Source organism: Nereida ignava (genome assembly GCF_001049735.1).
In the GTDB taxonomy this organism is placed as follows: Bacteria; Pseudomonadota; Alphaproteobacteria; order Rhodobacterales; family Rhodobacteraceae; genus Nereida; species Nereida ignava.
The window spans coordinates 349,363-374,452 of the sequence record NZ_CVPC01000005.1; the positions used below are offsets into that span (position 1 = coordinate 349,363).

22 protein-coding genes, 2 tRNA genes and 1 pseudogene are annotated in these 25,090 nt (G+C 50.6%); 13 read left to right on the forward strand and 12 right to left on the reverse strand.

Annotated features, from left to right (window positions below; genetic code table 11):
* Positions 1-39 precede the first annotated feature (39 nt).
* The gene (locus tag NIG5292_RS06355) at positions 40-894 is read left to right on the forward strand and encodes a class I SAM-dependent methyltransferase (protein ID WP_048598643.1); all 855 of its coding nucleotides are present in this window, start codon (positions 40-42) and stop codon (positions 892-894) included.
* 5 nt (positions 895-899) lie between these two features.
* On the opposite strand, the gene NIG5292_RS06360 is transcribed toward NIG5292_RS06355, so the two are convergent.
* The 3 genes from NIG5292_RS06360 to dapE form a co-directional block, all read right to left on the reverse strand.
* Positions 900-2,282: a lytic murein transglycosylase gene (locus NIG5292_RS06360; protein WP_048598644.1), complete on the reverse strand. Its 1,383-nt coding sequence runs from the start codon at positions 2,280-2,282 to the stop codon at positions 900-902.
* Between the two features lie 103 nt (positions 2,283-2,385).
* A complete protein-coding gene (gene rnr, locus NIG5292_RS06365; RefSeq protein WP_048598645.1) occupies positions 2,386-4,671 on the reverse strand; it encodes a ribonuclease R in 2,286 nt (761 codons plus the stop codon).
* A 23-nt stretch (positions 4,672-4,694) separates the two neighbouring features.
* Positions 4,695-5,840 (reverse strand): succinyl-diaminopimelate desuccinylase, encoded by a 1,146-nt coding sequence (dapE, locus tag NIG5292_RS06370; protein ID WP_048598646.1) that lies wholly within the window; start codon positions 5,838-5,840, stop codon positions 4,695-4,697.
* A 281-nt stretch (positions 5,841-6,121) separates the two neighbouring features.
* On the opposite strand from dapE, the gene NIG5292_RS06375 reads away from it, so the two are divergent.
* Positions 6,122-7,021 (forward strand): transporter substrate-binding domain-containing protein, encoded by a 900-nt coding sequence (locus NIG5292_RS06375; protein ID WP_233488192.1) that lies wholly within the window; start codon positions 6,122-6,124, stop codon positions 7,019-7,021.
* Positions 7,022-7,037: 16 nt separating this feature from the next.
* Here NIG5292_RS06375 and NIG5292_RS06380 read toward each other — a convergent pair whose 3' ends face one another.
* Both NIG5292_RS06380 and dapD read right to left on the reverse strand, forming a co-directional pair.
* A complete protein-coding gene (locus tag NIG5292_RS06380; protein WP_048598647.1) occupies positions 7,038-7,382 on the reverse strand; it encodes a DUF8846 family protein in 345 nt (114 codons plus the stop codon).
* On the reverse strand, positions 7,375-8,202 hold the full coding sequence (gene dapD / locus NIG5292_RS06385) for a 2,3,4,5-tetrahydropyridine-2,6-dicarboxylate N-succinyltransferase (RefSeq protein WP_048598648.1): 828 nt from the start codon (positions 8,200-8,202) through the stop codon (positions 7,375-7,377). The genes NIG5292_RS06380 and dapD overlap by 8 nt, the downstream gene beginning before the upstream one ends.
* Before the next feature lie 84 nt (positions 8,203-8,286).
* On the opposite strand from dapD, the gene NIG5292_RS06390 reads away from it, so the two are divergent.
* Positions 8,287-9,123 carry an LOG family protein gene (locus NIG5292_RS06390; RefSeq protein WP_048598649.1) on the forward strand — a complete coding sequence of 279 codons (837 nt, stop codon included), beginning with the start codon at positions 8,287-8,289 and terminating at the stop codon, positions 9,121-9,123.
* Here NIG5292_RS06390 and NIG5292_RS06395 read toward each other — a convergent pair whose 3' ends face one another.
* Positions 9,124-10,140 carry a LacI family DNA-binding transcriptional regulator gene (locus tag NIG5292_RS06395; protein ID WP_048598650.1) on the reverse strand — a complete coding sequence of 339 codons (1,017 nt, stop codon included), beginning with the start codon at positions 10,138-10,140 and terminating at the stop codon, positions 9,124-9,126.
* Positions 10,141-10,245: 105 nt separating this feature from the next.
* Between NIG5292_RS06395 and NIG5292_RS06400 the strand changes: the two genes are divergently transcribed.
* The 6 genes from NIG5292_RS06400 (at position 10,246) to NIG5292_RS06425 (ending at position 16,922) form a co-directional block, all read left to right on the forward strand.
* Positions 10,246-10,322, forward strand: a tRNA-Arg gene (locus NIG5292_RS06400).
* A 96-nt stretch (positions 10,323-10,418) separates the two neighbouring features.
* Positions 10,419-12,035, forward strand: coding sequence for a DUF6538 domain-containing protein (locus tag NIG5292_RS06405; protein ID WP_048598651.1), 1,617 nt, complete (start codon positions 10,419-10,421; stop codon positions 12,033-12,035).
* A gap of 112 nt (positions 12,036-12,147) precedes the next feature.
* Positions 12,148-13,524, forward strand: a complete 1,377-nt coding sequence (locus NIG5292_RS06410; RefSeq protein ID WP_199555574.1) for a hypothetical protein — start codon at positions 12,148-12,150, stop codon at positions 13,522-13,524.
* Between the two features lie 488 nt (positions 13,525-14,012).
* Positions 14,013-14,435: a hypothetical protein gene (locus NIG5292_RS06415; protein WP_144412751.1), complete on the forward strand. Its 423-nt coding sequence runs from the start codon at positions 14,013-14,015 to the stop codon at positions 14,433-14,435.
* A gap of 1 nt (position 14,436) precedes the next feature.
* Positions 14,437-15,378 (forward strand): TerB family tellurite resistance protein, encoded by a 942-nt coding sequence (locus tag NIG5292_RS06420; protein WP_048598653.1) that lies wholly within the window; start codon positions 14,437-14,439, stop codon positions 15,376-15,378.
* A gap of 158 nt (positions 15,379-15,536) precedes the next feature.
* Entirely contained in the window at positions 15,537-16,922 is a 1,386-nt protein-coding gene (locus NIG5292_RS06425) for a peptidoglycan-binding protein (RefSeq protein WP_048598654.1), read from the forward strand.
* Positions 16,923-16,935: 13 nt separating this feature from the next.
* On the opposite strand, the gene NIG5292_RS06430 is transcribed toward NIG5292_RS06425, so the two are convergent.
* The 3 genes from NIG5292_RS06430 to NIG5292_RS06440 all read right to left on the reverse strand — a co-directional run bounded on the left by NIG5292_RS06430 (position 16,936) and on the right by NIG5292_RS06440 (position 19,966).
* Complete coding sequence (locus NIG5292_RS06430; RefSeq protein WP_048598655.1) at positions 16,936-17,481, reverse strand: recombinase family protein; 546 nt, start codon at positions 17,479-17,481, stop codon at positions 16,936-16,938.
* Between the two features lie 276 nt (positions 17,482-17,757).
* Positions 17,758-18,186 (reverse strand): hypothetical protein, encoded by a 429-nt coding sequence (locus tag NIG5292_RS06435; protein ID WP_048598656.1) that lies wholly within the window; start codon positions 18,184-18,186, stop codon positions 17,758-17,760.
* 1,414 nt (positions 18,187-19,600) lie between these two features.
* Positions 19,601-19,966, reverse strand: a complete 366-nt coding sequence (locus tag NIG5292_RS06440) for a hypothetical protein (RefSeq protein WP_048598657.1) — start codon at positions 19,964-19,966, stop codon at positions 19,601-19,603.
* A gap of 332 nt (positions 19,967-20,298) precedes the next feature.
* Between NIG5292_RS06440 and NIG5292_RS14940 the strand changes: the two genes are divergently transcribed.
* Positions 20,299-20,408: transfer RNA gene (locus tag NIG5292_RS14940), tRNA-Arg, on the forward strand.
* Position 20,409: 1 nt separating this feature from the next.
* Here the strand turns inward: NIG5292_RS14940 and NIG5292_RS06445 are convergent.
* Together NIG5292_RS06445 and NIG5292_RS06450 are read right to left on the reverse strand one after the other, a co-directional pair.
* Complete coding sequence (locus tag NIG5292_RS06445; RefSeq protein WP_048598658.1) at positions 20,410-21,108, reverse strand: winged helix-turn-helix domain-containing protein; 699 nt, start codon at positions 21,106-21,108, stop codon at positions 20,410-20,412.
* Positions 21,086-21,367, reverse strand: a complete 282-nt coding sequence (locus NIG5292_RS06450) for a hypothetical protein (RefSeq protein ID WP_143082000.1) — start codon at positions 21,365-21,367, stop codon at positions 21,086-21,088. The genes NIG5292_RS06445 and NIG5292_RS06450 overlap by 23 nt, the downstream gene beginning before the upstream one ends.
* Positions 21,368-21,527: 160 nt before the next feature.
* Here NIG5292_RS06450 and NIG5292_RS06455 point away from each other — a divergent pair, with 160 nt between their 5' ends.
* The 3 genes from NIG5292_RS06455 to NIG5292_RS06465 all read left to right on the forward strand — a co-directional run bounded on the left by NIG5292_RS06455 (position 21,528) and on the right by NIG5292_RS06465 (position 23,852).
* Positions 21,528-21,953 (forward strand): hypothetical protein, encoded by a 426-nt coding sequence (locus NIG5292_RS06455; protein WP_048598660.1) that lies wholly within the window; start codon positions 21,528-21,530, stop codon positions 21,951-21,953.
* Between the two features lie 71 nt (positions 21,954-22,024).
* Entirely contained in the window at positions 22,025-22,636 is a 612-nt protein-coding gene (rnhB, locus tag NIG5292_RS06460) for a ribonuclease HII (RefSeq protein ID WP_048598661.1), read from the forward strand.
* A gap of 109 nt (positions 22,637-22,745) precedes the next feature.
* Entirely contained in the window at positions 22,746-23,852 is a 1,107-nt protein-coding gene (locus tag NIG5292_RS06465) for a site-specific DNA-methyltransferase (protein ID WP_048598807.1), read from the forward strand.
* A 101-nt stretch (positions 23,853-23,953) separates the two neighbouring features.
* Here NIG5292_RS06465 and NIG5292_RS06470 read toward each other — a convergent pair.
* Positions 23,954-25,072, reverse strand: a pseudogene (locus NIG5292_RS06470) (alkane 1-monooxygenase).
* Positions 25,073-25,090 lie beyond the last annotated feature (18 nt).

Here is a 25,090-nt window from a genome sequence, read left to right on the forward strand (position 1 = left end):
CGCTGGCAAAAGCTGCCAAGTCCTACTACGAATTTATGTATGATTAACCAACGTATTGATACCCGTGCGATCGGACTTGATGTCGGCCTGAAATTTATGTCGTGGCTGACGGGCGCTGAAAATCTTCACTACGGACTATGGACTGGTCTTGAGGTGAATGCCGCCAACCTTGGTGCGGCTCAGGCTGCCTATACCGATAAACTTTTCAAGCTTTTGCCGCCTGCACCGGCGCGTATTTTGGATATCGGGGGCGGGGCAGGTGAGCCGGCGCGTAAGCTGATCGATCTTGGCTATGATGTTGATATTGTGGTGCCGTCAGAATTTTTGGCAACGCGCTGCCGCGAGAACGCGCCCGCTGCCCGTGTGCATTTGATGAAGTTCGAAGATTTCGAAACGGCTGATCGTTTTGATGTATGTCTGTTCTCTGAAAGCTTTCAATATATTGCTGTCGATCAAAGTTTGCCGAAAGCGAATACCTTGTTGCGGAAAGGCGGCGTGATTGTCATCGCTGATTGCTTCCGCTCGGAAAACTTTGTCCGTGAGGATTTGAACCATAAGGTTGGCGGGGGGCACGCGCTTCACCTCTTCCAAGATGCGGTGCCGCGACACGGCTTTGTTGTGACGTCTGAGGAAGATATCACAGCGGCGGTCGCCCCATCTGTTGATCTTGAACAGCAGCTTTTCAACGTAATCGGTTTCGCTACGACGCGCATCGATGCAGAGTTGCAGGCCAAAAAGCCAAAAACGCGGTGGTTTATCGCGCGGGCATTTGGGCTCTTTTCAAGCGAACGGCGGCGTGTTCGGCTTGACCAACGGTTGAACCACAAAACCCGTAACGCAGATGCGTTTTGTTACAATAACCGGTATCTGATGCTGATTTTAGAGCGGGCTTAAGTCCTCTAGCGCAGGGCTTTGAGTATGCTTAATGACGGGTAGCCATCCGGTATCGCGCCTACGCTTCGTTGATATGCGCGGACGGCACTAATCGTGTTCGGTCCTATTTTACCGTCCACGCCCTGGGTGCTAAAACCCGCAGCACTTAGCCGTTCTTGCAATTCTTTACGCTCTGCAAATTTCAGGGCGCGGTCACCACGTGGCCATGACGCGCGGATCGGGCCGTCACCTTTCAGGCGGTCTCCCAGATGACCCACACCGATCACATAGGCGTCCGCTGCATTATAACGCTCAATCACGTTGAAGTTTTTGAAAATCATAAAGGCTGCACCTTGCGCGCCGGCGGGCAAAAGAAGCGAGGCAGCGCCATAATCCCGCACTCTTCCCCCGCTCATATCGCGCACACCAAGCGCCGCCCAGTCTGAGGGCATCTTTTTGATTTTCCGGCTTGCCAGTGCGTAATTGAATCCCCGTGGCAGCTGCACTTCTACACCCCAAGGCATGCCTTTGACCCAGCCAAAGCGCTTCAGATATGCCGCAGTTGATGCAAGCGCATCTGTTGGATCATCGGACCAAATATCGCGCCTGCCGTCGCCTGTGAAATCTACCGCGTAGGCCAGATAAGAGGTGGGGATGAACTGCGTGTGGCCCATTGCGCCCGCCCAAGAGCCGGTCATGTTTCGCGGACTGACGTCCCCGTTATCAAGGATCTCAAGCGCTGCGATCAATTGCTGTTCAAAGAAGCGGCCGCGCCGTCCGTCAAAGGCCAAAGTAGCCAATGCTTCGATGATGTCTTCGTTTCCGCGAAATTCTCCGTAGGCGCTTTCAAGGCCCCACACGGCTGCCACGATTTCTCGCTCAACGCCGTATTTTGCCTCAATCGCATCGAATGCTTTGCGGTGCTTGCGCAATGCAGCTTTGCCGTTTGTGACCCTTGATGCGGAAGCGGCACTATCAAGGTAGTCCCAAATTGTTTTGGTAAATTCAGATTGGTTGCGATCACGCTCAATAATTTTTGCGTCATAGCGGACACCTTCAAATGCGTTGTCAATTGTGCGCTGTGAAATACCTTTGGCGCGTGCGCGAGATTTGAACGATCGTACCCAGCGGGTGAAGCGTGCGTTGTCTTGTGTGGTGCTGGCTTGGACCAAAACGGCTTCCTTCTTGGGGGCAACTTGCGTGCTAGCGCCGCGCATTTTGGGCCGAAGGGATCGGCCTTGTAGTAACGTGATGGGTTGGGTGGCCTGCGCCGCAGTCAGTTGTACGGCTTGGGGTATTTCGCGCAACGTCGGGCGCAAAGATGAGGTTGGCGCATTAGCTTGCGCAGGCAAAACGAGCGCACATGAAAGTGCAAAAGAGGCCAAGATCGAAACTTTTAAGCACCGCATAGCATTCAGCCCGCCTGATAAAGTACCCTCGTCTTAGCAGATTAGTCGTCGTTTTTGCGGCAAACGCAAGTGATGCGGCGAATTGTTGCGTGTTCAGTTCCAATCAGCTGCGCGTGCGCGTTACTTTGCGTTTGGTTTTGGCGGCTTTCTTCTTGAATTTACTGCCCTTTGGTCCTGAAGATTTTCCCTTAGGCCCAGCTTTACCGCGGCCATAGCGTTTCTTGCCTGATGGCCCTTTGGCGATGGTCTCACCATCAATCGTGAGCAGTTCAAGCTCAATCCCGCCCGTCATGGCGACTGCTTCGGCAAGCCGCACGGTAACACGTTGACCAAGGCCGATCACACGGCCTGTATCGCTGCCCATCAGGGTCTGTTCATCCGCATCGTGGTGGAAATATTCAGAGCCAATTGTGCGCACAGGCACCAGACCATCAGCGCCCGTTTCATCAAGCTTCACAAACAGGCCAAAGCGCGCCACGCCGCTGATCCGACCGGAAAACTCGTTGCCAACGCGTTCAGTCAAATAGGCAGCAAGGTAGCGGTCAGTTGTGTCGCGTTCAGCAACCATAGAGCGGCGCTCTGTATCACTGATTTGTTGTGCAGTCTCTTGCAGGTTTTCGATATCAAACGGCGATAAGCCGTCTTTGTCCCAGCCGTGTGCTGTCACAAGCGCGCGGTGCACAATCAAATCTGCATAGCGGCGAATTGGCGATGTGAAGTGTGCGTAGTTGCGAAGTGCCAAGCCGAAATGCCCAAAGTTCTCCGGGAAGTAGTAGGCCTGTTGCATCGATCGAAGGGTGCTAATGTTGATAAGCTCCGCGTGCTCGCCGCCCGCCGCATCGTTCAGCAATTTGTTGAGATGTCGGGTTTGCAGCACCTGACCTTTGGCTAAATTAAACCCGCTTGATTGTGCGGTTTCTCGTAAGCTTTCAAGCTTTTCGGGCTTTGGTTCTTCGTGCACACGGAACAAAAGCGGTTGTTTGCGCGCGATCAACTCTTCTGCAGTAGCGACATTTGCAAGTACCATGCATTCTTCAATCAGGCGGTGCGCGTCCAGCCGATCTTTGAAATTCACAGACTGGACCTCGCCGTTTTCCGCAAGCTCAATGCGGCGTTCGGGCAGGTCAAGATCAAGCGGGCCGCGGCGCTTACGTGCCTCAACGAGTGCTGCATAAGCTGCATAAAGTGGGTGGATGACGTCATCCATAAACGGCGCGACACGATCATTTATACGGCCGTCCATCGCCTCTTGGACTTCTTCATAATGAAGGGACGCATGAGATTTCATCAACCCACGCACAAACCTGTGCCGCAGTTTTTCGCCAGAGGCATCAAGCACCATTTCAACGGCGATACACGCACGCGGCACGCCTTCGTGCAGACTGCACAGATCCCCAGATAACCGGTCAGGCAGCATCGGCACGACGCGGTCAGGAAAGTAAGTTGAATTGCCCCGCTTGCGTGCTTCGCGGTCAAGTTCCGAGCCAGAAGTGACGTAGTGGGCCACATCGGCAATCGCGACCCAAAGGATATGGCCACCTGCGTTTGCAGGATCGGGGTCAGCCATGGCAAAACAGGCGTCATCGTGATCGCGTGCGTCTGATGGGTCAATGGTGATCAAGGGCAGATCGCGCAGATCGGTACGTGTGCCCAAGGGGGCGGGTTTGTGGGCGTCTGCCTCCGCCAGCACATTACTGGGGAAATCGTCAGGGATGGCGTGTTGGTGGATAGCGATCAGAGACACTGCTTTGGGCGCAGTCGGGTCGCCAAGTCTTGCTGTAATTCGCGCCCGTGGTAGGCCCATGCGGCCCTTTGGGCCGGCGGCTTCGCCTTCGACCAATTCACCGTCTTTTGCGCCACCCGTGGCATCTGCGGCCACTGTCCATTCGCGATCTTGTTTTTTGTCGATTGGTTGGATGCGTCCACCTTCGGCGGACTTTTTGAAGATGCCGACAACCTTTGCGGCCGCTTGCCCAATACGCCGAATAACGCGGGCCTCATAGGTATGATCGCCACCTTTTACTTCGGTCAGCTTGCCCAAAATGCGATCACCGGCACCAAGTGCAGGATCAGTTGCGCGCAAAATCATGAGAACTACGGGCTCAGCACCTTCGCCGTGCCATTCCAGCGGACGGGCAAAAAGGTCACCATCAGCGTTTGGCGCAAGCACCTGCAACACAGAGACGGGCGGCAACTTTTCGGGATCAGAATAACTGCGCTTGCGCTTGGCCAGATGACCTTCTGCTTCAAGCTCCTTTAGCATCCGCTTTAGATCGATGCGGGCAGCCCCTTTGATGCCAAACGCGCGGGCGATATCGCGCTTGTTGGATTGGGTCGGGTTGTCTTCGATCCATTGTAGCAGATCGGCGCGTGTAGGAAGTGTGCTCATGGGCCGAGGCCTATCACGTCCTGCTAGGCGAAGTAATCCCGAAGGATGCGTGCATAGATTGTTTTGAGTTGGTGGATATGGGCAATTTCAACGTGTTCATCGACTTGGTGCATTGATTTACCAACCAATCCAAATTCAACCACGGGGCAATGATCTTTGACAAAGCGCGCATCGGACGTGCCGCCAGACGTGGACAGCGTCGGCACGCGGTTTGTCTCAGCCTGCACAGCGGCGGCCACCATGTCGGATAGCGCACCCGGCGGCGTGATGAAGCTCTCGCCGCTGATCTTGATATCCACTGAAACGTCAATGTCGAAGGCCTTGCTTATTTCGGCAGCTTCGGCACGCAGCCAGTCAGAAACGGTTTCACCGCTGTGCAGGTCATTGAACCGGATGTTCACAGCCGCTGTTGCCGCCGCAGGTATGACGTTTGTTGCGGGGTTGCCCGTATCGATTGTGACGACGGCGATGGTCGATGGATCAAAGTGATCGCTACCTTGGTCCAGCTCATGGCTTGCGATGCGGTCAACGAGGCGCGCAATGGCAGGAAGCGGATTGTTGGCGCGATGCGGATATGCCGCATGCCCCTGTTTGCCTGTGACTGTGAACCACGCAGTGAGCGAACCGCGACGTCCAATTTTCATCATGTCACCCATCTCATCGGGGCAGGTCGGCTCACCCACAAGGCAGACAGACATCTGTTCGTTCTGCGCGTCCATCCACTCTAGCAAAGCGATGGTTCCGTCCAACGCGGGGCCTTCTTCGTCGCCTGTAATGGCCAAAATCAACGCGCCGTCGGGCGGTGTGTCGCGCACGTGGTCAATGGCGGCTGCTGCAAATGCTGCTACCCCTGATTTCATATCAGTTGTGCCACGGCCGTACATCGTGCCGTCCACAACCTCGGCGCCGAAAGGGTCAAATTTCCAAGCGGCTGCGTCGCCAATTGGGACCACGTCCGTGTGACCATTGAAACCGAACGTCTTGGCGTGACCTTTGGTTCCCCAACGGGCGAATAGGTTTGCGGTCTCACCACGGTCAACGCGCGTACACTCAAATCCCGCCTCAGAAAGTAGCTTCTCAAGCAACACAAGCGCGCCGCCTTCCGTGGGCGTTACACTGGGGCAACGCACAAGATCGGCGGTAAGCTGAACGGGATCGACTGGGGACATTGGCGCACCTGACTGTTGTAGACAGTCTTACCTACCGTCGGGCTTAGGCGGATGCAAACCTAAGCACAGGTGTCACGCTTGAGCCTTTGCAACGATACTTTGCTGAGTTAGGTGTTTAGCATGTTTTATCGGTTTTTTGTTACCCTCGCTTTGATTGTTTTGCCAACCGTTGGTACCCCTCAGGCAGTTGATCCCATTGTCGTCGCGACAGTCACGCGTGCGCCCTTTTCACTTGTGGAAGGGGGCAAGGAGACGGGCTTTAGTCTCGATCTTTGGGTGAAGTGGCTCAGGGCATTGGCCGTGAAACGGAAGTCATCCGATTTGAGCAGTTTGCGGATATGCTGGACGCAGTTGAGACAGGGCGTGCGGATTTAGCAGTTGCGAACATCTCGGTTACTTCTGCGCGCGAAGAAGTTTTTGATTTCTCGCGCCCTATTTTTGCCAGCGGTTTACAGATCATGGTGCCGGCGGGTGGCAATAGTCTTAGCATCTGGTCCATTCTGTTTTCGACGGATGTGTTGCTGGCGGTCATCGGGGCGTTTGCGTTGTTGTTTGGTGGCGGTATGATCATGTGGCGCCTTGAGCGAAATGCGCAGCCGTACTTTGAAGGCACCGCCAAACAGATGGCGTTTCCGGCGTTTTGGTGGGCGCTTAATCTGGTGGTGAACGGGGGCTTTGAGGAGCGCGTACCACGGACGGCGTTGGGGCGCATTCTGGGCACGTTCCTAGTGGTTGCATCGTTGTTTCTTGTGTCTGTTTTTGTGGCGAAAATTACATCGGTTTTGACCGTGAATGCGATCACATCATCGATTAACGGACCGGATGATCTTTATAGGCAGCGGGTCGCAACGGTTGAAGGTTCGACTGCGGCGGCGTTCTTGGACGGGCGCGATATCCGCTATGTGGGGTATGAAGGCTTGGGCGGTCTGCTTAAGGCATTTGAAAGTGGCAAAGCAGACGCTGCGGTTTTTAATAGTCCGGTTTTGACCTACTACACTTCAACGATAGGTGAGGGTGTCGGACAGATGGCGGGGCCTGTGTTTATGCGTGAAAACTATGGCTTTGCTCTGGCCTCGGGCAGCAGTCTTGCAGAGCCTGTGAACAGGCTGTTGCTACGCTTGCGCGAAGATGGAACCTACGCGCGCCTTTATCGCAAATGGTTTGGAACGAACCCGCAGTAAGGCACGTTGGCCCCTGCTATTTCTGTTCGTCAAAGAAAGGGGTTAGTTGTGCCACAACGACTGAATTCTCGTCCAACGCTCGCTGCATCAATGCGCGCTCGTCATCCGAAATATCGTGTCCTTCAGCAAGACGTTCCTCAAGGGTGCCGTAGCCGGAAACATCCAGTGGGGCGAGGTCCGCTTGCTTTAAGATAGCAACGGCTTCGCGCACTGCTTCGGCCTCATCAACGCCCGATGAATAAAGCATAAGCGCCCCGCCGGTTGCCCCGTCAGGCAAGCCGTCGCCATCCTTGCGGCCCACTTGGACCAGCAAGGTATAGACGAAGTGGGGACGCTTTTCCTTTTTGGGTTTATCAGTCACGCAACAGCTCGTTGATAGATGTCTTTGAGCGGGTCTTTGCATCGACCTTTTTCACGATCACGGCACAGTAAAGATGCACGCCGTTTTTGGACGGCATTGAGCCTGCAACAACAACGGACCCTGCGGGAACTTCGCCGTAAAAGACATCGCCTGTTTCACGGTCAAGGATCTTTGTCGATTGGCCGATGAACACACCCATGCCCAAAACAGAGCCTTCGCGCACGATGCAGCCTTCAACAACTTCAGAGCGCGCGCCGATGAAACAATTGTCTTCAATGATTGTCGGGCCGGCCTGCATCGGCTCTAACACGCCGCCGATACCAACGCCGCCAGACAGGTGAACGTTCTTGCCGATCTGTGCGCAAGAACCAACAGTTGCCCATGTATCAACCATGGTGCCTTCGTCGACATACGCACCGAGGTTCACAAATGATGGCATCAACACAACACCTGGCGCGATGAACGCTGATTTGCGCACAACACAGTTTGGCACTGCGCGGAAGCCTGCGTCTTTCCACTGGGCGTCGCCCCAGCCTTTGAATTTGCTATCAACTTTGTCCCACCAGCCAGCGCCTTGTGGGCCACCTTCGTGCTGTTCCATGTCTTTGATGCGGAAGCCCAACAGTACGGCCTTTTTCGCCCATTGGTTCACATGCCAGCTGCCATCATCGGTCTTTTCAGCGACACGCAGTTTGCCGCTATCCAAAGCAGCCAAGGTGCTCTCAATGGCATCGCGGGTTTCGCCAGTGGTGGACGGTGTGATGGTATCACGTGCATCCCATGCAGCTTCAATGGCGGTCTCGAGTTGGGCGTTTGACATGTGTCTCTCCAATTGGTGACTGGTCACAGATTATCGGTGGATATAGACACAAGGGGTAATCGGCGCAATCAGGAAGGCCATTCTATGACGAAGCACCGCAAGCATACTTTACGCGGCAGTACCGAAGACCGTGAAGCCGCCAGCCATATCCCTGATACGCCGCAAACGCGCAGTCCTGCTTATGCGCTGGCGTTTGCTGATGACGCGTTTATGTGCCGCGAAGAGCTGCGTCCCATGCGCCTTCAACTTGAGTTGCTAAAGCCCGAGCTTGGTCTGGATGAAGAAGGTGTCAAATCAACGGTCGTGATGTTTGGCGGTGCACGCATTGTTGAGCCATCAAAAAAAGCTGAGGCCCGTACCAAAACGCTCGCTGATCTATCGGTGTTTTATGACGAAGCGCGCGAGTTTGCCCGGCTGATGACCCTCAAAGGCAGTGATGGTGAGAACATGATCGTCACCGGTGGTGGCCCGGGCGTTATGGAGGCCGGAAATCGCGGGGCGCTTGATGCGGGTGGCCGATCAATCGGTCTGAATATTGTATTGCCGTTTGAACAAGCACCGAATGAATATGTAACGCCCGAGCTTTGTTATAACTTTCATTATTTTGCGATCCGCAAGATGCACTTTTTGATGCGCGCCAAAGCAATTACCGTGTTCCCTGGTGGTTTTGGCACGCTTGATGAGCTGTTTGAGGCACTGACGCTTATTCAAACAGGCCGGATGGAGCGCGTGCCGTTCTTACTGTTTGGCCGTGCGTTTTGGGAAAAAATTATCAACTGGGACGCGTTGGCGGATGCTGGAACCATTGCTGCTGATGATCTGGACCTGTTCCGTTTTGTCGATACCGCCGCAGAGGCTGTTGAGTTGATTGAGACGTGGGACGGCGCGGGCGAAAAGCGCGGCACCATCCCGGGTCGTTAATTACCTGTGTAGGGTGTCCCCGGCAGAGATTATCGGCTCAAGCTCGATGATCTGTGGGTCTTGGGGTGCCTCCGCGCTGTAGCGCGCGGCGATGATTTCTGCCGCTTTGCGACCAATTTCAAGACGGCACGCATCCATCGTCGCCAGTTTGGAAGGTAGACCTTGCAGCAGTTCAACCCCGTTGAAGCCCGCCAGCCCCACATCGGACGGAACATCAACGCCTTTCTCGCGCAAATGCAGGAGGCCGCCCGCACCAATCATGTCATTTGAATAATAAAGGAAATCCAAATCGGGCGTACGTGATAGAATTGCCTCTGTCATCTCGCGACCTTTAGCAAGGGCTGAACCGCCGTCGTAAAATTCCTGATCTGCGATCTCAATACCGTGCTTTGCAAGGGTTTCCGTGAACCCTTCGAACCTTTTGCGGGCGCGGTGGTCCATGGGCATTTTAGTGCCAAGGAAACCAATCCGCTTGTATCCTTCTTTCGCGATTGCCTCGGCCATCATTCGGCCAGCGCGCCTGTGCGAAATCCCAACGCAGCTGTCCACGGGTGTGCCATCGACATCCATAATTTCGACGATTGGAATGCCGCTTGCCTTCATCATGGCGCGGGACGCATCAGAATGCTCAAGTCCGGCGATGATAACGCCCGAAGGGCGCCATGACAGCATCTCGAAAAGGACCTGTTCTTCTTTGCCGGGCTTGTAATGGGTGATGCCAACAACTGGCTGTAAGTCAGTCTGGTCCAACACTTCGCTGATGCCCATCATCACTTCTGGGAAGACCATGTTGGACATCGATGGAATGATGACTGCAACTAGATTGACCCGCTGTGATGCAAGCGAGCCTGCGATTTTGTTGGGAACATAGCCAAGCTCTTTGGCGGCGGCTAACACCTTCTCTCGGGTAGAGGTCGATACATCTCCGCGGTTACGTAGCACGCGGCTAACAGTCATTTCAGAAACGCCCGATGCTTCAGATACATCGCGCAGGGTAAGTGGCCTTTTAGACGTCACAGCGGTCGTCCCTCAGTATTTCAATCTATTGAATGTTAGCGGCGATCATTAACAAAGTCCAAGGGTTGAATGGAGCAAGCATTTATCCGATGGTCACATCCGCACGGCCCCGTGGCTCAACAGGATAGAGCAGCCCCCTCCTAAGGGGCAGGTTGCAGGTTCGAATCCTGCCGGGGTCGCCACTTATAAGCTGTAAATAAAGGGTTTAGTGGTGGACTTGTAGTGAAGAGATGTACAAAACACTACACAATAACAGTTAAAAGTACTACACGAACCTCATGTTGCATAACATCCCATATCTAACAATAACCAAGAAGATGAAGGTGTATGGCTATCGGCGCCGTATCCCAGAAGATGTCCGTTTCTTGTTTGATGGTAAGCTAGAGATTGTGAAATCTCTCAAAACCAAGTCGCTGACTTTAGCACAAATCGAAGTACAGCGGATGAATCAGTGGTTTGAAGAGCGTGTCGCTACTGTTGGTTATTCGAAAAACGTAACTCCGAGAGTGCCAGTTAAGTTAGTGCGGGATATACACGCAGACATGAAGAAGGCAGGCGACCATCCTGACAACGTGCCTAATATAAACGCCCAAACTAGCCTCTCTGATATCTATGAGCTTTCTGATGATTTCTTGGATGTCGCTGTCCAAGCAAAACACTTGGCGGACGGAAACATCTCCTTAGCAGATTATGAAGAATATCTTGCTAGCTATCAGGATACTGATATCGGCAAGATTATTCAGTTTAAAAGGAATAAAGACCATCTTTGGATGTGGCTCCATAAGAAGTATATGGACTTAGATGCTTTTAAGGCATCAGGCGCTGACCCCACTTTACTTGATCGTAACGGTTATTTACCGCCCCAAAAAAAGTGGGATGAACAGGACCCAGAAGTAGTCCGCTACCGTATAATGTGTGGGGAAAACTTGCTGCCTGAACCCACATGGCAGAACGCAGTTGACGATTACCTGAGACAGTACAACTCTTCACCAAAGCAGCGATCTGCCCAGCAAAAAACGAAACATAGTCGTGCCGTCAAAAGTTACTGCATTAAGATAAGCGCTTCTTTTCCGCACGGGATGAACACACCGTTAAAAGATATTGATGCGGAAGATGTGCGAGATTTCATTAGGCGAGATGACGTGCAGCCTTCCACAAAGACGAAAAACCTTACAATGCTACGGGCTGTCTGGAATAGTTGGTCTGCTTATAATCAGAAGCAGGCTGTCGAAGGTGACCCATTTAGGGCCGAGATTGACCTGCATAAGAGTGCCATTGAGGGGACAGAAGTTAATCGCCGATCATTCACACCTAGTGAGTTTCGGAAGTTCAATGACAGCTTAGCAACAGAAGCCGATAAAGAGGTTCGCCTTGTAGGCCAGATTGCAGCCTATTGTGGCGCACCAACTGGTGAGATTGCTGGGCTAGAACGAAAGGATGTGAAGCTATCAAGCACCCCTCCCCACCTCGTATTTAGAGCTGTCGCTGGAAAAGATCGAATAGCAAGATCAGTACCCTTGTTAGAACCTATTAGGACGGAGCTAGAGGCTTACATCAAGGAGCAGCAATGCATTGATCCAACGGACCCAGTGTTTACGAGTAAAGTTGTTCGGGCGCCAAGTGATCTCTCCAAGAAGCTGAAAGTACACATTACCAATGAGCGACCACATGACCCCCTAAGTTTGGTGCCTTACTCGCTCAGACACACGTTTAAAGATCGGGTTGGGCAGGTGGTAAAAGGTGGGTTTGCTCAGTATCTTATGGGGCATAAAACCGAAGCGAGTAGTAAGATACACAACCGTTACGGAACAGGAGCGCCCCCTGCAGCATTAGTAGATGGGATGATTGCTGTTCAGGCGCTGACGGATTGGGGGATGTTTGAAGAGTTTGATTAGGCAAGCTGCGTTATCCCCGCTTTAACCGTTACTAGTATAGGGAAGCTGGTGAGTGGTAACTGCTCTTACAGCTTAATCACGTCCAACCCTCATTAGAGTGAGAACTTACAACATGTCACTTATGATGGATGAACTCATCAAAGAGGTAAGTAATCGTATAGAAGCTACAGAGGGCCGAAAGCGCTCTCGTACTGCTGACGAACAACTGCGCTTTGAACATGCTGTCCATGTAGTACTTGTTGATCTGTGGAAGGCTGTGAAATCTGCACCGATAAGAGAGTGTAGCATAAACAAGCGCAGTGGCTGGTATTCAGAGAACCCAAGATACCGTGACCCCGTTCTAACCTATAAGCAGATGATGGCAGTGTTTGATGGACTACTTAAACTTGGCTTTATTGAGGTTACGAGAGAGGGTTACTTTGACCGTATCATCTATCAAGGTAAGACCACACGCTTCGTTGCGAGAGATGAACTCCTAGAGCGGTTACAAGAGCTAGATGGTCATCCTGCTCTTTCAGTTCAGCCTGACAAAGATGCTGAAACTATCATCCTGCGCAACACGGTTGGTGGTAAGAAAGTACTGCAAGAGTATGAGGATACACCAGCCACTGAACGCTACAGATCAAACCTAAAGAAGATTAACTCGTGCTTTCTAAGGCACTGGTGTGACCTTGAGGTGCAAGACACCGAACTGGCTAAACTTGAAGCACGGATAGCTAACCATGCCACTAAAGAGCCAATAGACTTCTCTCAGCGTACACTTGTTAGGATATTCTCTAACGGGTCTTTCAAGCAGGGTGGGCGCTTCTATCGTGCATGGTGGCAGAATGTACCAAGTGAGTATCGTAAGTACATCACGATAGATGAAAAGCGGACAGCGGAGTTCGACTTCTCTCAGTTAAACCCACACCTACTCTACCACAGTAACTACAAAGAGCTTGGCTCTGAGGATGCTTATGACAGGGTGCTGGATGGCGAGCATCGTGGCCTGGTCAAACAAGCATTCAATGCAATGGTTCAAGCGTCCACTCCCCTCAAGAACTGCCCTACTGAGATAGACCTATCTGGCTTAGAGATGAGTTGGGCAGAGCTACGTGATCGTATCATTAACGCTCACAAACCTATTTCAGATCAGTTCTTCAAAGGTGTCGGCAATCATCTACAGTTCGTGGATAGCAACATTGCGGAACGTGTCATGCTTCACTTCGCTAACATGGATGCACCTGCTCTGCCTGTGCATGACAGCTTTATCTTGCATCACGCTTACGGTGAGAGCGGTGAAGTGGAGGAGGCTATGCGTAGAGCGTTCTACGAGGAGGTAGGCGAACACATCTCAAAGGTAGATAAAGAGATACTTACTTGGGATTACAGGAAAGAAGCTGACGCCAACACTGCTGTGGAAGACATGGATATGGATGCGATCCTCCGTGCAGATAATGATCTATCACAGTGGAGAAGTAGGCACCGGCTTTGGTATGCCCAGCGCTAAGCTGGGACAAGTATCTGTGTTGGGCCTTCGTAAAGCAGGTAGATGGCTTGAAGTTTATGGGTGTGGTTGGCCTTGTCTAACTGTGATGCAGCTACAACTGAAAGTTATCAGTAACTAAAGGAGAGTGACATGGCAGACTGTGGATGTGGGCGCAGCCCAACTGGTAAGTGTATTGGATAGCACAACCTTACCGAAGAACAGTACCAAGAGAAGAAGGCTGCTTACGAAGCAAAGAAAGCTGAGAAGTAAGTCTGACTAGTGAGGCTGATTGCGTAGGTGTTTATGACCACCACGTGGCCACATCAAGTCATCAGCAGTCATCCTTAGCAAGCTAAAGACAAGATTACTAACAGGCCTGGACAGCAGCTCCTGAGAGCTGCTGAAGGGGCTTCCACTTTGGTCTGTTGGCTATTTGGTTTGAACGTGGCATTAATTCAAAAGACGTTAAAGTTGAGTTCACGATTAAAGGTTATTGGGGGTCATCGTGCATGGAAGCTATGATTGAAGAAGTCATCAAGGACATCAACATGTCTTTGCCAGAACGAAAGTTGAAGCAGTTAATAGAAAGAACAAACCTTTCAGCCGATGTGAAGGCTATCATGTCTGATATAGTTCACGTGACCGTTAAAGTTGGTGGTAAGGTGCTAGCAATTGGCCGAAAGATTCTGACCTTTGTTCTAGACTTAGTTAAGACTTTTCCAGCTATCGCTATGGGTACTATTGCGGCTCTGGTGATAACAGCAGTTGTTGGTGCAGTGCCACTGATTGGCGCTCCATTAGCTGCCTTCCTTGGACCAATCCTCTTGGCAATCGGGGTGACTGCTGGTGCTTTGAAAGACTTCACACATGACAAATTACAGGATCGCATAACTGCTCTGGTAGAGTCGTTTAAAGTTTTAGTGGGTGTATGAGATGAGGACGGCTGAAGACCAAACCGCTCAGCTTGAGCTACTAAACAATGTCGAATTTGTTGTGAACGACACTAATAAATTCAAACTCAAACTGGGCATAGGTGAAGATGCGTATAAGTCTTTAAAGCTGGCCAAGTCTCTTCAAGCGCTCTGGGACTTAAAAGGAGCAGCTGGAGCAGGCGCAGCAGCAGCGGCTACTCCGGCCGTAGCTACTACGTTTTTTGCGAGTACGGCAGGACCGCTTTCGTTCTTGGGGATTGGGGCGGCTGCTGCCACTCCAGTTGGTTGGGTTATGGGCGCAGCAGTTTTATCAGGCGGAGCTTATTATGGCGCTATGCGTATGCTCGGCAAATTTAATTCGTCACGGGTAGACAGTATTCCAAAGTTTATTAACACGCCCATAGACCTTTTGGGTGCAACGATATTTGACATGATGGCTGGTCTCTCGTTGAAAGTATCTTCGCTGTCACATTCAATTGACGATGTAGAGCGCAGTGCAGTTATTGAGTATTTCGTTGAGGAGTGGGGACTTTCGACTGAGTACGCTGAAGCCGCCTTACCAGTTATTGAAAGTTCAATCCAAGATAAGAAATTGAAAGACATGGCTGCAGGGCTAGCCGAATTTCAATTGGAAAACCCAGACTGCAATCCAAGCCAAATGAGGAAAGACATTAAAGCATTTTTGGAGGAAATTGCTTACTCAGATGGAGATTACAGTGAGGTGGAGGAGTTAGCCATCGAAGCGGTTGAAAACATTCTAAATCACTCGCTTGCGGGTCATAGGCAAATAGCGAAGTCAGCGGCCAATTATGCGAAGGTGTCTGCTGAGGTAATTGGTAGCGCTGCATCAGGTGCATCGAAGGTTGTCGATAGTGCAACTAAAAATGCAGGTGGTCTGGTTAAGTCTATTTGGAAGAAAAGTCATATCAATGACGATAACTAAGCGGATTGAAGCCGTCACTGCTGAAACTGCTTTTGGGATGGAAGTCTTTATAGACTTGTTCGCAAAGGTTCGTAACGTCGTAGATGGACGTTAAAGCGTTTCGATGGTCTACGGATTTACTGAAAAACAAAGTTATGATAAGGGTGTAATGTCTAGTAATGAAATACTTATTATCTTTAACTTTGATTATCTGGTCCAGTATTACTTTTGCTCAGGATAGAGGGCCATTCGATCTCACTGTTTATGGTTCATTTTTGCATACGGGCGAAGTCCCTTCAGCATTATTTTTTTTTAACGATATTGAACAATACGATAGCTTTGAATTGCGGCGTGCGCTTAGAGACCATGCCATTAAAGTTGTTGTCTTGGGAAGTGATGGAGGCAGCGTTTTCGAAGGATTAAGTATGGCTGGTATCCTCAATGATAAAAGTATCGCTACTTACGTTCCAGAACTGCCTGGGGATATGGGGTGTTACTCAGCGTGTGCGTATATGTTTTTTGGAGGACAGGTGCGATTAGCTAAAGGTAATTTGGCCGTTCACCAGGCTGGCTCTTACGGCATGAAAAACGATGAATCCAAACAAATTGTCAGTGAGACTCAGCAAGCAACGCAATTTACCGTTTCCGAAATAATTGGGTTTCTAAATGAATTTGATACTCCCCCTTGGGTTTATGAAAAAATGTTTAGAAGCAGAGAATTCTACGAGTTTAGCGACAAAGAAAAAGCAGAACTTTCTAGTCGATCAAGTGAACTTGGTGCAGTTGAATTATCTTCGATTGACAACTTCATTGCCAGATTTTTTGATCACTTGGAAAAATTAAAGGTAAAAGAAAAGGAGATGAGCGCAAATGTGAGTGCTGATCAGCTGACAGAGCAGAAGCCACAGATTGACAAAAAAATACCCAAACAGTTGCCACCGGAAAAACCTAAGAAGTTCGTGCCAAATCTGTCAATTTCTGGAATACAAAAATTTCTAAACGCTGCCGGTTGTTCAGCAGGGCCCGCTGACGGGAAGTGGGGTGCAAAGACTAAAAGTGCTGTCATTGCTTTTTCCCGACAACATGGTTTGAAAATTGATATGAAAAATGTGCTGTCGGATGAGTTTCTAATAAAAATTATTGATACTTCTTTGAAATGCCGTCCAGAAAAACATACTGATCAAGGGGCCAATAGTTGCATATCGAAAGCTTCACATGCTTCTTATTGTGATGACAGTATTGAATCAGACCTTCGAAAGTTTCCCAAATTTTCTCTGTTACGTGTTCGATGCGGGCGGGAAGCTGGTGTTTATAGTTTGAAGCTTGTTGGTACAACTACGTCGCACGGAGGCTACGGCTTCGAATTAAGACACAAGTCTGGAATTAATGTGATGAAGTCGAAACTGAGTGGTATTTTTTTAGCAAACGGGCTTTATGCGAAGCTGAGAATGAAGGTTTATCTGGGTAACACGAACAGAAATTTGTTCAACATTAAGTTGAAAAAGAGAGGTTCCACTTACACGGGCACGACTGCGAGGGGATGTGAAGTAGCAGTTAGCAATTAACCTAGCTCGCACATCACCCGTTCAACACTCTATGAACAGACATCCTACTGATGCCCATCTGTTCAGCAATCTTGTAGGTGCTTAGCCCATCTTCACGTAGTTGCTTAACCTTAGCTCTGTCTATCGTGCGCTTACGTCCGTGATTGACATACACGCCACGCTCTTTGGCCTTAGCTATGCCCTCAAGCTGCCGCTTCTTGATGATGCTCTTCTCAAACTCTGCAAAGGCTCCCATCATTTGTAACTGAAGTTTTGCTAGTGCGTCGTTCTCTTGAGGGTCAAACATCAAACGCTCAGTGATAAACTGGACAGCAACACCCTTCTGATTGAGTTGCGCTACAATGCCCTGCAGGTCACGCAGATCACGTGCCAAACGATCAATAGACCAGATAACAACAGTGTCACCATCACGTGCGTATGAAAGTAGCTCCCCCAGCGCTGGGCGCTCTACACCACTACCAGAAAGCTTCTCCTCAAAGATGCGATCACAGTCGGGCAGTTCTTGCCTGTCTAGATGCTGATCAACTGTGCTGACACGCCTGTATCCCAGAATAGCCATGTGAGAACTCCTCCTTCAGTAACATAGACCTCTAGAGTCACGCCAATATCGTAACATTGCAAGGCATTTGTTACCGCATCGCTAGTAACAAGCTACCAGTAACGCTGAGCTAGAGGGCAATGTGACTACATTGGTGTGATGAAAAGAAGAAGGGCCAGACGTGATGTGGAGGCGTCTGACCCTTCAGGTAGCGTTCTAACGGGGAGCTACAATATCACATGTACGGATTTAGTTTCGGATTGGATCACATAGTTGTTCGGCAGAAACCAAACAAATTCATTCACATGGAAAGAAATTCATCAAAGTCTTTACTGCCGCTGCTGGAAACAAACTTTCCGCCCATACTTCATAGTTGCCTTTGCGAACAGAATTAACATTCACCTGCATTCTAACAATCTGCATCAACAGATCAGCAGTAATTGGAGTATTTGATGGCACACAAAATAACCCTACGCCGCCGCCTTGCTTGTTCAGAGAATTCATCAGTGTGATGGCCTGAGTAACAGCAATGACATAGGTGCGATATTGCACAAGTTCTATCTGATCGTCGCCATCATACTTTTCTAAGACGATAGAGGTCTTGAAGTAGGCGCATTCAGGGGCATCACACTCTAATTCCACAACCTCACCTTTACCGCTTTGTGCGCTTATCGGTGAAGCGGCAGCTATCGCTAAAGCGATTGTGATTATAAGAATTTTTATCATTTTATTGCCCCTTTAACTTGCGGATACATAACACAGTTTAATCTCACGGTGAATGTACGCTGTTGTGCGCAACACAAGCGAAACGACGATTTAACTAACATTGAAGTGACTGATACCGCCTTCGTGAAAACATGAATGGCCTAGTGTTCAAGTTAACAAGATTTAACAGTCTCCTGCAGGTTAAGGATAGGTATGAAAATAGGTTACGACAGCTTTGCATATAGCTTGCCGTCAGAACATCAGACCTCGCTGTCATACCCCTCACAGCGCCTCTGACGAGCTATCTCGTGGGACAACAACATAGGTGATGCACTGGGCAATGGCAGGTGTGAGTAATGGCGACAAAGCGGTTCCCACTCAGACAGGTAACTCTGGTTGTGCCACTGCTTACCTTTCCGCTTCTGCAAGATGTACTGGATGCGATCCACACAGACGATCACACGGTGGCGCTCATCTGCGTAGACACTGGGATAGTCAGGATGTGTTTCGGGTACAGTGATTGGTGAGTGGTACATGCGTGAACCTCCGCTTGGTCTGCATGATGATGAGGGGGGTGGGTACTAATAGAAGTGGACAAGGGGGGTGTACGATGGCCGTATACAGAAGCGCCCCCGAACAGTGATTAGAAACTGCAAAGTCAGGGCTGAGGGTATTTAAGTCCACGCTTTATGGTGATGCTGACAACATAGCTCTACAGGTTAAGTGTTCGCAGGAGGAGTTACCTGCTGACGTTAACGGGGTTAACTTAGGGGGGCAGGCGAGGGCCACCCCACCCCATCCCGTACTTCTTATATGGCCAAGGACACAGATGATCCTTTCAAGTGGGAGACCTTATTCAGGAGTAAAGAGTTGCTCTACTTAGACGCACATGCAAGACTGGGTAACGGATTGATACCAGAGAGGGTTATCCAAATGCTAAAGCTGTCAGCCACTACGCTCTTAAGTTTAACTCTTCTAGCGGGCTGTTTGCAAAGCCCCCTTGCCACATCAAGTGAAGCACAACGAATGTCACTTAAAAGCTTGTGCTGGAGATATGTGAACACTCCACCCTCAAACAACTTTCACGGACATGCTAAAGCAGAGTTACAAAAACGAAACGTAAAGTTGAGTAGCTGCTTTGCGATAGCGAACAGCTAGCTCTGTTCGGTGCTGAGCTACCAGTGGAGCAGGACCGAAAGCTACAGATCGTCTTCTTTGGGTGTGGGTTTCATTAAGCCAGAGGACATTGGCTTGCTCCTTTGTATGGTTGAGATGATTGATTTCCACTTTCTCCTGTAGAAACCGTAAACAGACAGTTCTTAGCTTTTAGCTATACAGAGGGAGACAAGGACAGCGAATGATGTCAGGTACTTAAGTAATTGATATCAAATATAATATCTGTATATGTTAACCAGTAATCGTAGGTTTATGACTACTACGCTAGGTATGTGCTGATGGTATCGCCTACACGCAAACGCCCTTCTGCACGGTGAGATTGTGAACTCAGCAACTCTGCAGCTACAGCTTTGTCCAAGTACTGGATGAGCTTTGTAGAGTAGCCGTACTGGTGCAGTGTACCTGCTCTGCGTGTGGTGATGTCGATACTATCATCCGCTTCATGTGCGAGTACGATAGATGCAGCGACTTGCTGGTGTAGCTCACGGTTCAGGTTAGCCCTGCGGTAAGGCAATGCTCCAACAGCTTTAAGGATGGCTTCAACCGTGGCCGTGCGCTCTGTGAAGTCTGCATCACCAGTAGCTAAACGCTGTTCACTACGATCAAGCAAGTTAAGCAGGTTCATCGCTTGTGTGCCTGATCAAAGAACGCACAGCTACCCAGACGTTTGTGGCTGTTATACATCCTGCGTTGCGTGGTGAGGTCATAGAACTTGGAAGGGTCGGTCTGCCTCAGAGACATGAAGTCTGAGAACACACGAGGGGTGTGGTTACACATGAAGGTACTCCTTCGTTTGTAGATATGGGGGATGTCAAAAGGGGCCTAAGCACGTGCTGTAAGGGTAGCCTTCTTGATGTACATAGTTTTACTCAGAACAGCCTAAACGTCAAGGGAGAGGTCCCATATTCGCTACACAAAATTGGCCAAAACAACTACACTGAGATTAGTCATAGAGAGGACCGTATCTTTCAAGCATATGTTTTAAAACGATAAATACAATATCTAGTATTATTAGAAGCCCCCTCCTAAGGGGCAGGTTGCAGGTTCGAATCCTGCCGGGGTTGCCATTTATACCATCTTTATGACGGTACTATCGATCGACAGCATATAGCCTTTGCGCGCGATGTTTTTGACCAGTAACTCGCTGACCATTTGGTTGCCTAGTGCATCTCGAAGTCGTTTGATCCGTGTTGCGCCTGCTGCTTCGTCGCAATCTGATGAAAGGCGCCCAGATATCATTGCCTCCAGTTCGGCGCCGTTCAGGATGTCTCCGTCCATACGCGCTTCGGCCAAGACACTTAGGGTTTCGATCGCCGCAGGGGTAAGCTTAAATTCCATATTGTTGAGATAAACCGTGTTTTCTTCGCGGCTAATCAACAGGCTGTTCACTTCCATTCCTGCACGCTCAATTGTCGCCATGCGTTTGTTCAGGCCCACAAGCATTAGCAAAAAAGTGAGTGCGGCAATAAGCAGAGCGGTCGCAAAAATGAGTAGCACCAAGATAACCATCCGGTAGCTTGCGAGGGTCTCAGAGAACGCCGTGCCAGAGCCTGCAAGTATTTCCAGAAGCTTGATTTCCGCGCCTGACGTTAGATCGTCGTTTGCAACAAAAAGTGCTTCAACGCGCGCATTGAACATTCCGGCATCTGGCAATGTGAAAACCAAAAAGAACGCAGCCAACAGCAAAATGACGATCACACTGGTGATGCCAATCGCCACTGTGCGGCTTCCCAAAACACGGGCATCAGTAACGGAGGAAGAACGCACCAGCAGCCTCCTTTTTTGTGTTGAGCTGCGCGTCACTAAAGACAGATAGAACCGTTAGCAGTGTCCAGTTTTTCTGCTCAAGGCGTGGAGCCAACACTTTTGTAGCGGCTGCGACGTTGCAGCTATCGTCGGGTATTTTTGCCACGCCGTAGTGAAGCCTCAATGGATCGTCCTGTTTGGCTTTGTAGTCTGCATAACAGGCCGCCTGAGCAGGCACGGTAAGAACAGCGGTGAATAACAATGCAATAAGACTTTTCATACCTATCATAAAGCGTCACTCGTCGCGGATATTCAATAACAGCGCGCGCGTTATCGCCTAACACCGCGGCGATATTGAGCGACATTGTAGCTGCCGAGCATGGTCGTTTCATCATGCTTGCGGGCCGTCCCAAGCACAAATCAATGTATGGAGCACCCAGATGAAACGTTTCTTGATTACTACTGTTACCGCAATTTCTATCGCCACCACATCAATCTCGGCATCCGCGACCCCTGCACGGGCAGGCGGTTCCGATGTTGCTGAGGTGCTTGGTGCTTTGGCGCTATTTGCGATTATCGCCGCGGGGGTTGAGCACGAAAGAAATGCTGAAAAGAAAAAGCAACACACCACAAAACCGCGCGTTGTCCGCCAACCGGTTGCTCTTCCAGGGCGCTGTGTTCGCCGTTTGGAGAATAATCAGGGCACACGACGTGTTGTGGCGCGGGGCTGTCTGGAACGTCACTACGCAGCAGCAGGATCACTGCCTCGTTATTGTGCGACACGGTTCAAAAATGCGCGGGGCAACATACGTAAGGGGTATGATTTGCGCTGCCTACGGTCGGATGGCTACCGCGTTATTCGTTAAGCCAACCAAACTGTTTGGGCCGCCCCTGATCCCCTCTGGTCTCGGGCGGCCGTTTTTGGTTTAGGGAGACTATGAAAACATTCCCTACATTCGATCTTGAAAGTGAACTCTATACATCGGGCCGCGCGCGCATCATCGGTGTGGACGAAGTAGGCAGAGGGCCTCTTGCAGGGCCGGTCGTTGCAGCGGCAGTGTGGCTTGATCCGGGCAATATTCCAGATGGGCTGAACGACAGCAAAAAAGTGCCGCTGAAGCTGCGCAACGCCCTTGCTGAACTTCTGCCGCAGATCGCGGATGTATCTATTGGCGAGGCGAGTGTGCAGGAAATTGATGAGTTGAACATTTTGCGCGCCAGTCACCTTGCGATGGAGCGTGCGGTGGCGGGTCTCGATGTGTCGGCAGATTTTGCGCTGGTTGATGGCAATCTAATCCCACGCGATCTTGCTGTACCTGCCCGCGCAGTTGTCAAAGGCGATGCCATTTCACAGTCGATTGCGGCGGCTTCTATTGTTGCAAAAGTGCGACGCGATCAGCTCATGTTGTCTTTAGCGCAACAGTACCCAGGATATGGATGGGAAAAGAACCAAGGTTACCCGACTAAGGCGCATCGAGAGGCGCTCCAAAATCTTGGTGTAACCCCACACCATAGACGTTCGTTCAAACCGGTACACAATATGTTGTGACAACAAATTTTTCTAACATATTGATTCAAAAAAGAAATTGACCACGAATCGTCTCTGACTCATGTTGGTAGCAACAAATGACCACACAACGTGGCACTATGAGGCAGACATGACAAAGACAAAAACAAAGGCAGCCCCGGCGGCGCTGCCCCTCAATACTATTTTGGATGGCGACTGCATCGAACGGATGAATGCACTGCCTGAAAACAGTGTAGACCTGATTTTCGCAGACCCACCCTATAACCTGCAATTGAAGGGTGAGTTGCACCGGCCGGACAACTCTAAGGTCGATGCGGTTGATAACGATTGGGATCAGTTCGACAGTTTCAAAGCCTATGACCGTTTTACGCGTGACTGGCTTGCTGCGGCCCGCCGCTTGCTGAAGCCAAATGGCGCGATCTGGCTGATTGGCAGTTACCACAACGTGTTCCGCATGGGTGCTGAACTGCAGAACCAAGGCTTCTGGATTTTGAACGATGTGGTGTGGCGCAAGTCCAACCCAATGCCAAACTTCCGTGGCAAACGCCTGACCAACGCGCATGAGACGTTGATCTGGGCCTCAAAGCAGGAAGCCAGCAAATATACATTCAACTACGAGGCGCTGAAGTCGTTGAACGAAGGCGTTCAGATGCGCTCTGACTGGGTCTTGCCAATTTGCACGGGCCATGAGCGGATCAAGAAAAAAAATGGCGATAAAGCGCACCCAACACAAAAACCGCACAGCCTGTTGCACCGCGTTTTGGTGGCCACGACAAATCCGGGTGATGTGGTTCTTGATCCATTCTTCGGCACGGGCACAACTGGCGCTGTTGCCAAGATGCTTGGCCGTGAATTTATCGGCATTGAGCGCGAAGCTGAGTACCGTGCGGTTGCTGAAAAACGTATCGCTGCGGTTCGCAAGTTTGACAAAGATGCGCTTCAGGTCACGCAATCAAAGCGCGCTGAGCCACGTGTGCCGTTCGGCCAGCTTGTTGAGCGCGGCATGCTGCGTCCGGGTGAAGTTCTGACATCGCCACGTGGTCAGGTCGCAAAAGTACGTGCTGACGGAACACTTGTTGCGCACGATGTGAAGGGGTCTATCCACCAAGTAGGCGCCGCGATTGAGGGCGCGCCAAGCTGCAACGGCTGGACCTATTGGCACTATAAAAACGAAGGTCAAAAGATGCCAATTGATGTTCTGCGTCAGCAAATTCGCGCTGAGATGAAGAACATCTAAACCGCTAAATTTACAACAGTTACCGCCAGCGCTTGCGACTTTTCACGCAAGCGCGCACCTTACCCTCGTCTGCTTTTTACAAGCGACGGGGGTTTTTTTGTTTAGCGTGGCAGCGGATTTGAGGCGTCATTATAGGGCTGCCAATCCGTGATCTGGGGATAATGCTGTTTGCGCCATTGCCGGACACGCGGGTTCATGCGCCTACGCCAAAGGGGGGGGATCATGGCCAGCATCGTCATTACGGGATAACCGTACGGCAACTGCGGAGCCTCTTCTGTGCTGTAATTCTGCAAAAGCGGAAACCGGCGGTCAGGTTTGTAATGATGATCGGAGTGCCGTTGAAGATTTATCAAAAGCCAGTTTGATGCCTTATGCGCGGCGTTCCATGAGTGGTGTGGCTTTACGTGTTCATATTTTCCGTCACCAATATGCGCACGCGTCAGGCCGTAGTGTTCAATGTAATTCACCAGTTCAAGCTGCCAAATGGCCACGGCGGCTTGTAATAGAAATAACCCAACCCCGACAAAACCACCCAGCAAAAAGGCAAGCGTGAGCATGCCCAATTGCAGCACCCAGTATTTGAAAAACGGGTTACTGGGGTGCGTCCAAGTTTTGGATTTGCGGGCAAGCATCGCCGCTTCTGCCTTAAATGCTGACTGCCAAGACGCGCGCAAAACACGTGGGAAAAATCTGTGAAATCCCTCGTTATATCGTGCGGTAACTGGGTCACGCGGGGTGGCAACGTAGCGGTGGTGAACCAAAAGGTGTTCAGAACGGAAGTGCGAATAGAGCGCCATGGCCAACAAGATGTCCGCCAAAGCACGCTCAACTTTGGGCTTTTGATGCATCAGTTCATGACTGTAGTTGATGCCAACGGTACCGGTAATCACGCCCATCCCGACAAACAAAAAGACCATTTCCCAAGTGGCCAGATGCCCAGAGTGTAGCGTGAACCAAAGCACACCAAAGAGCGTGCAAAACTGTATTGGTGCCCAAATCAGTGTGATTAAGCGGTACCAAAACAGATCTGTGTCTGGGGTGTGGGGATCCTCGTTCTGCTCGTTTAATCCGGCGAAAGCGTCAATTATTGAAAAGAGGTACCATGCGGAAATCGGTAGGGCGAAAACCCAAACGCCACCAAATACTGCACCGATCCAGATCAATGGGATCAGCCCGAGCGATAGTCAAAAAGGCAAAGCTTTGCTGAATGATGATGCCATTTGAGAACCCTCCGAAAC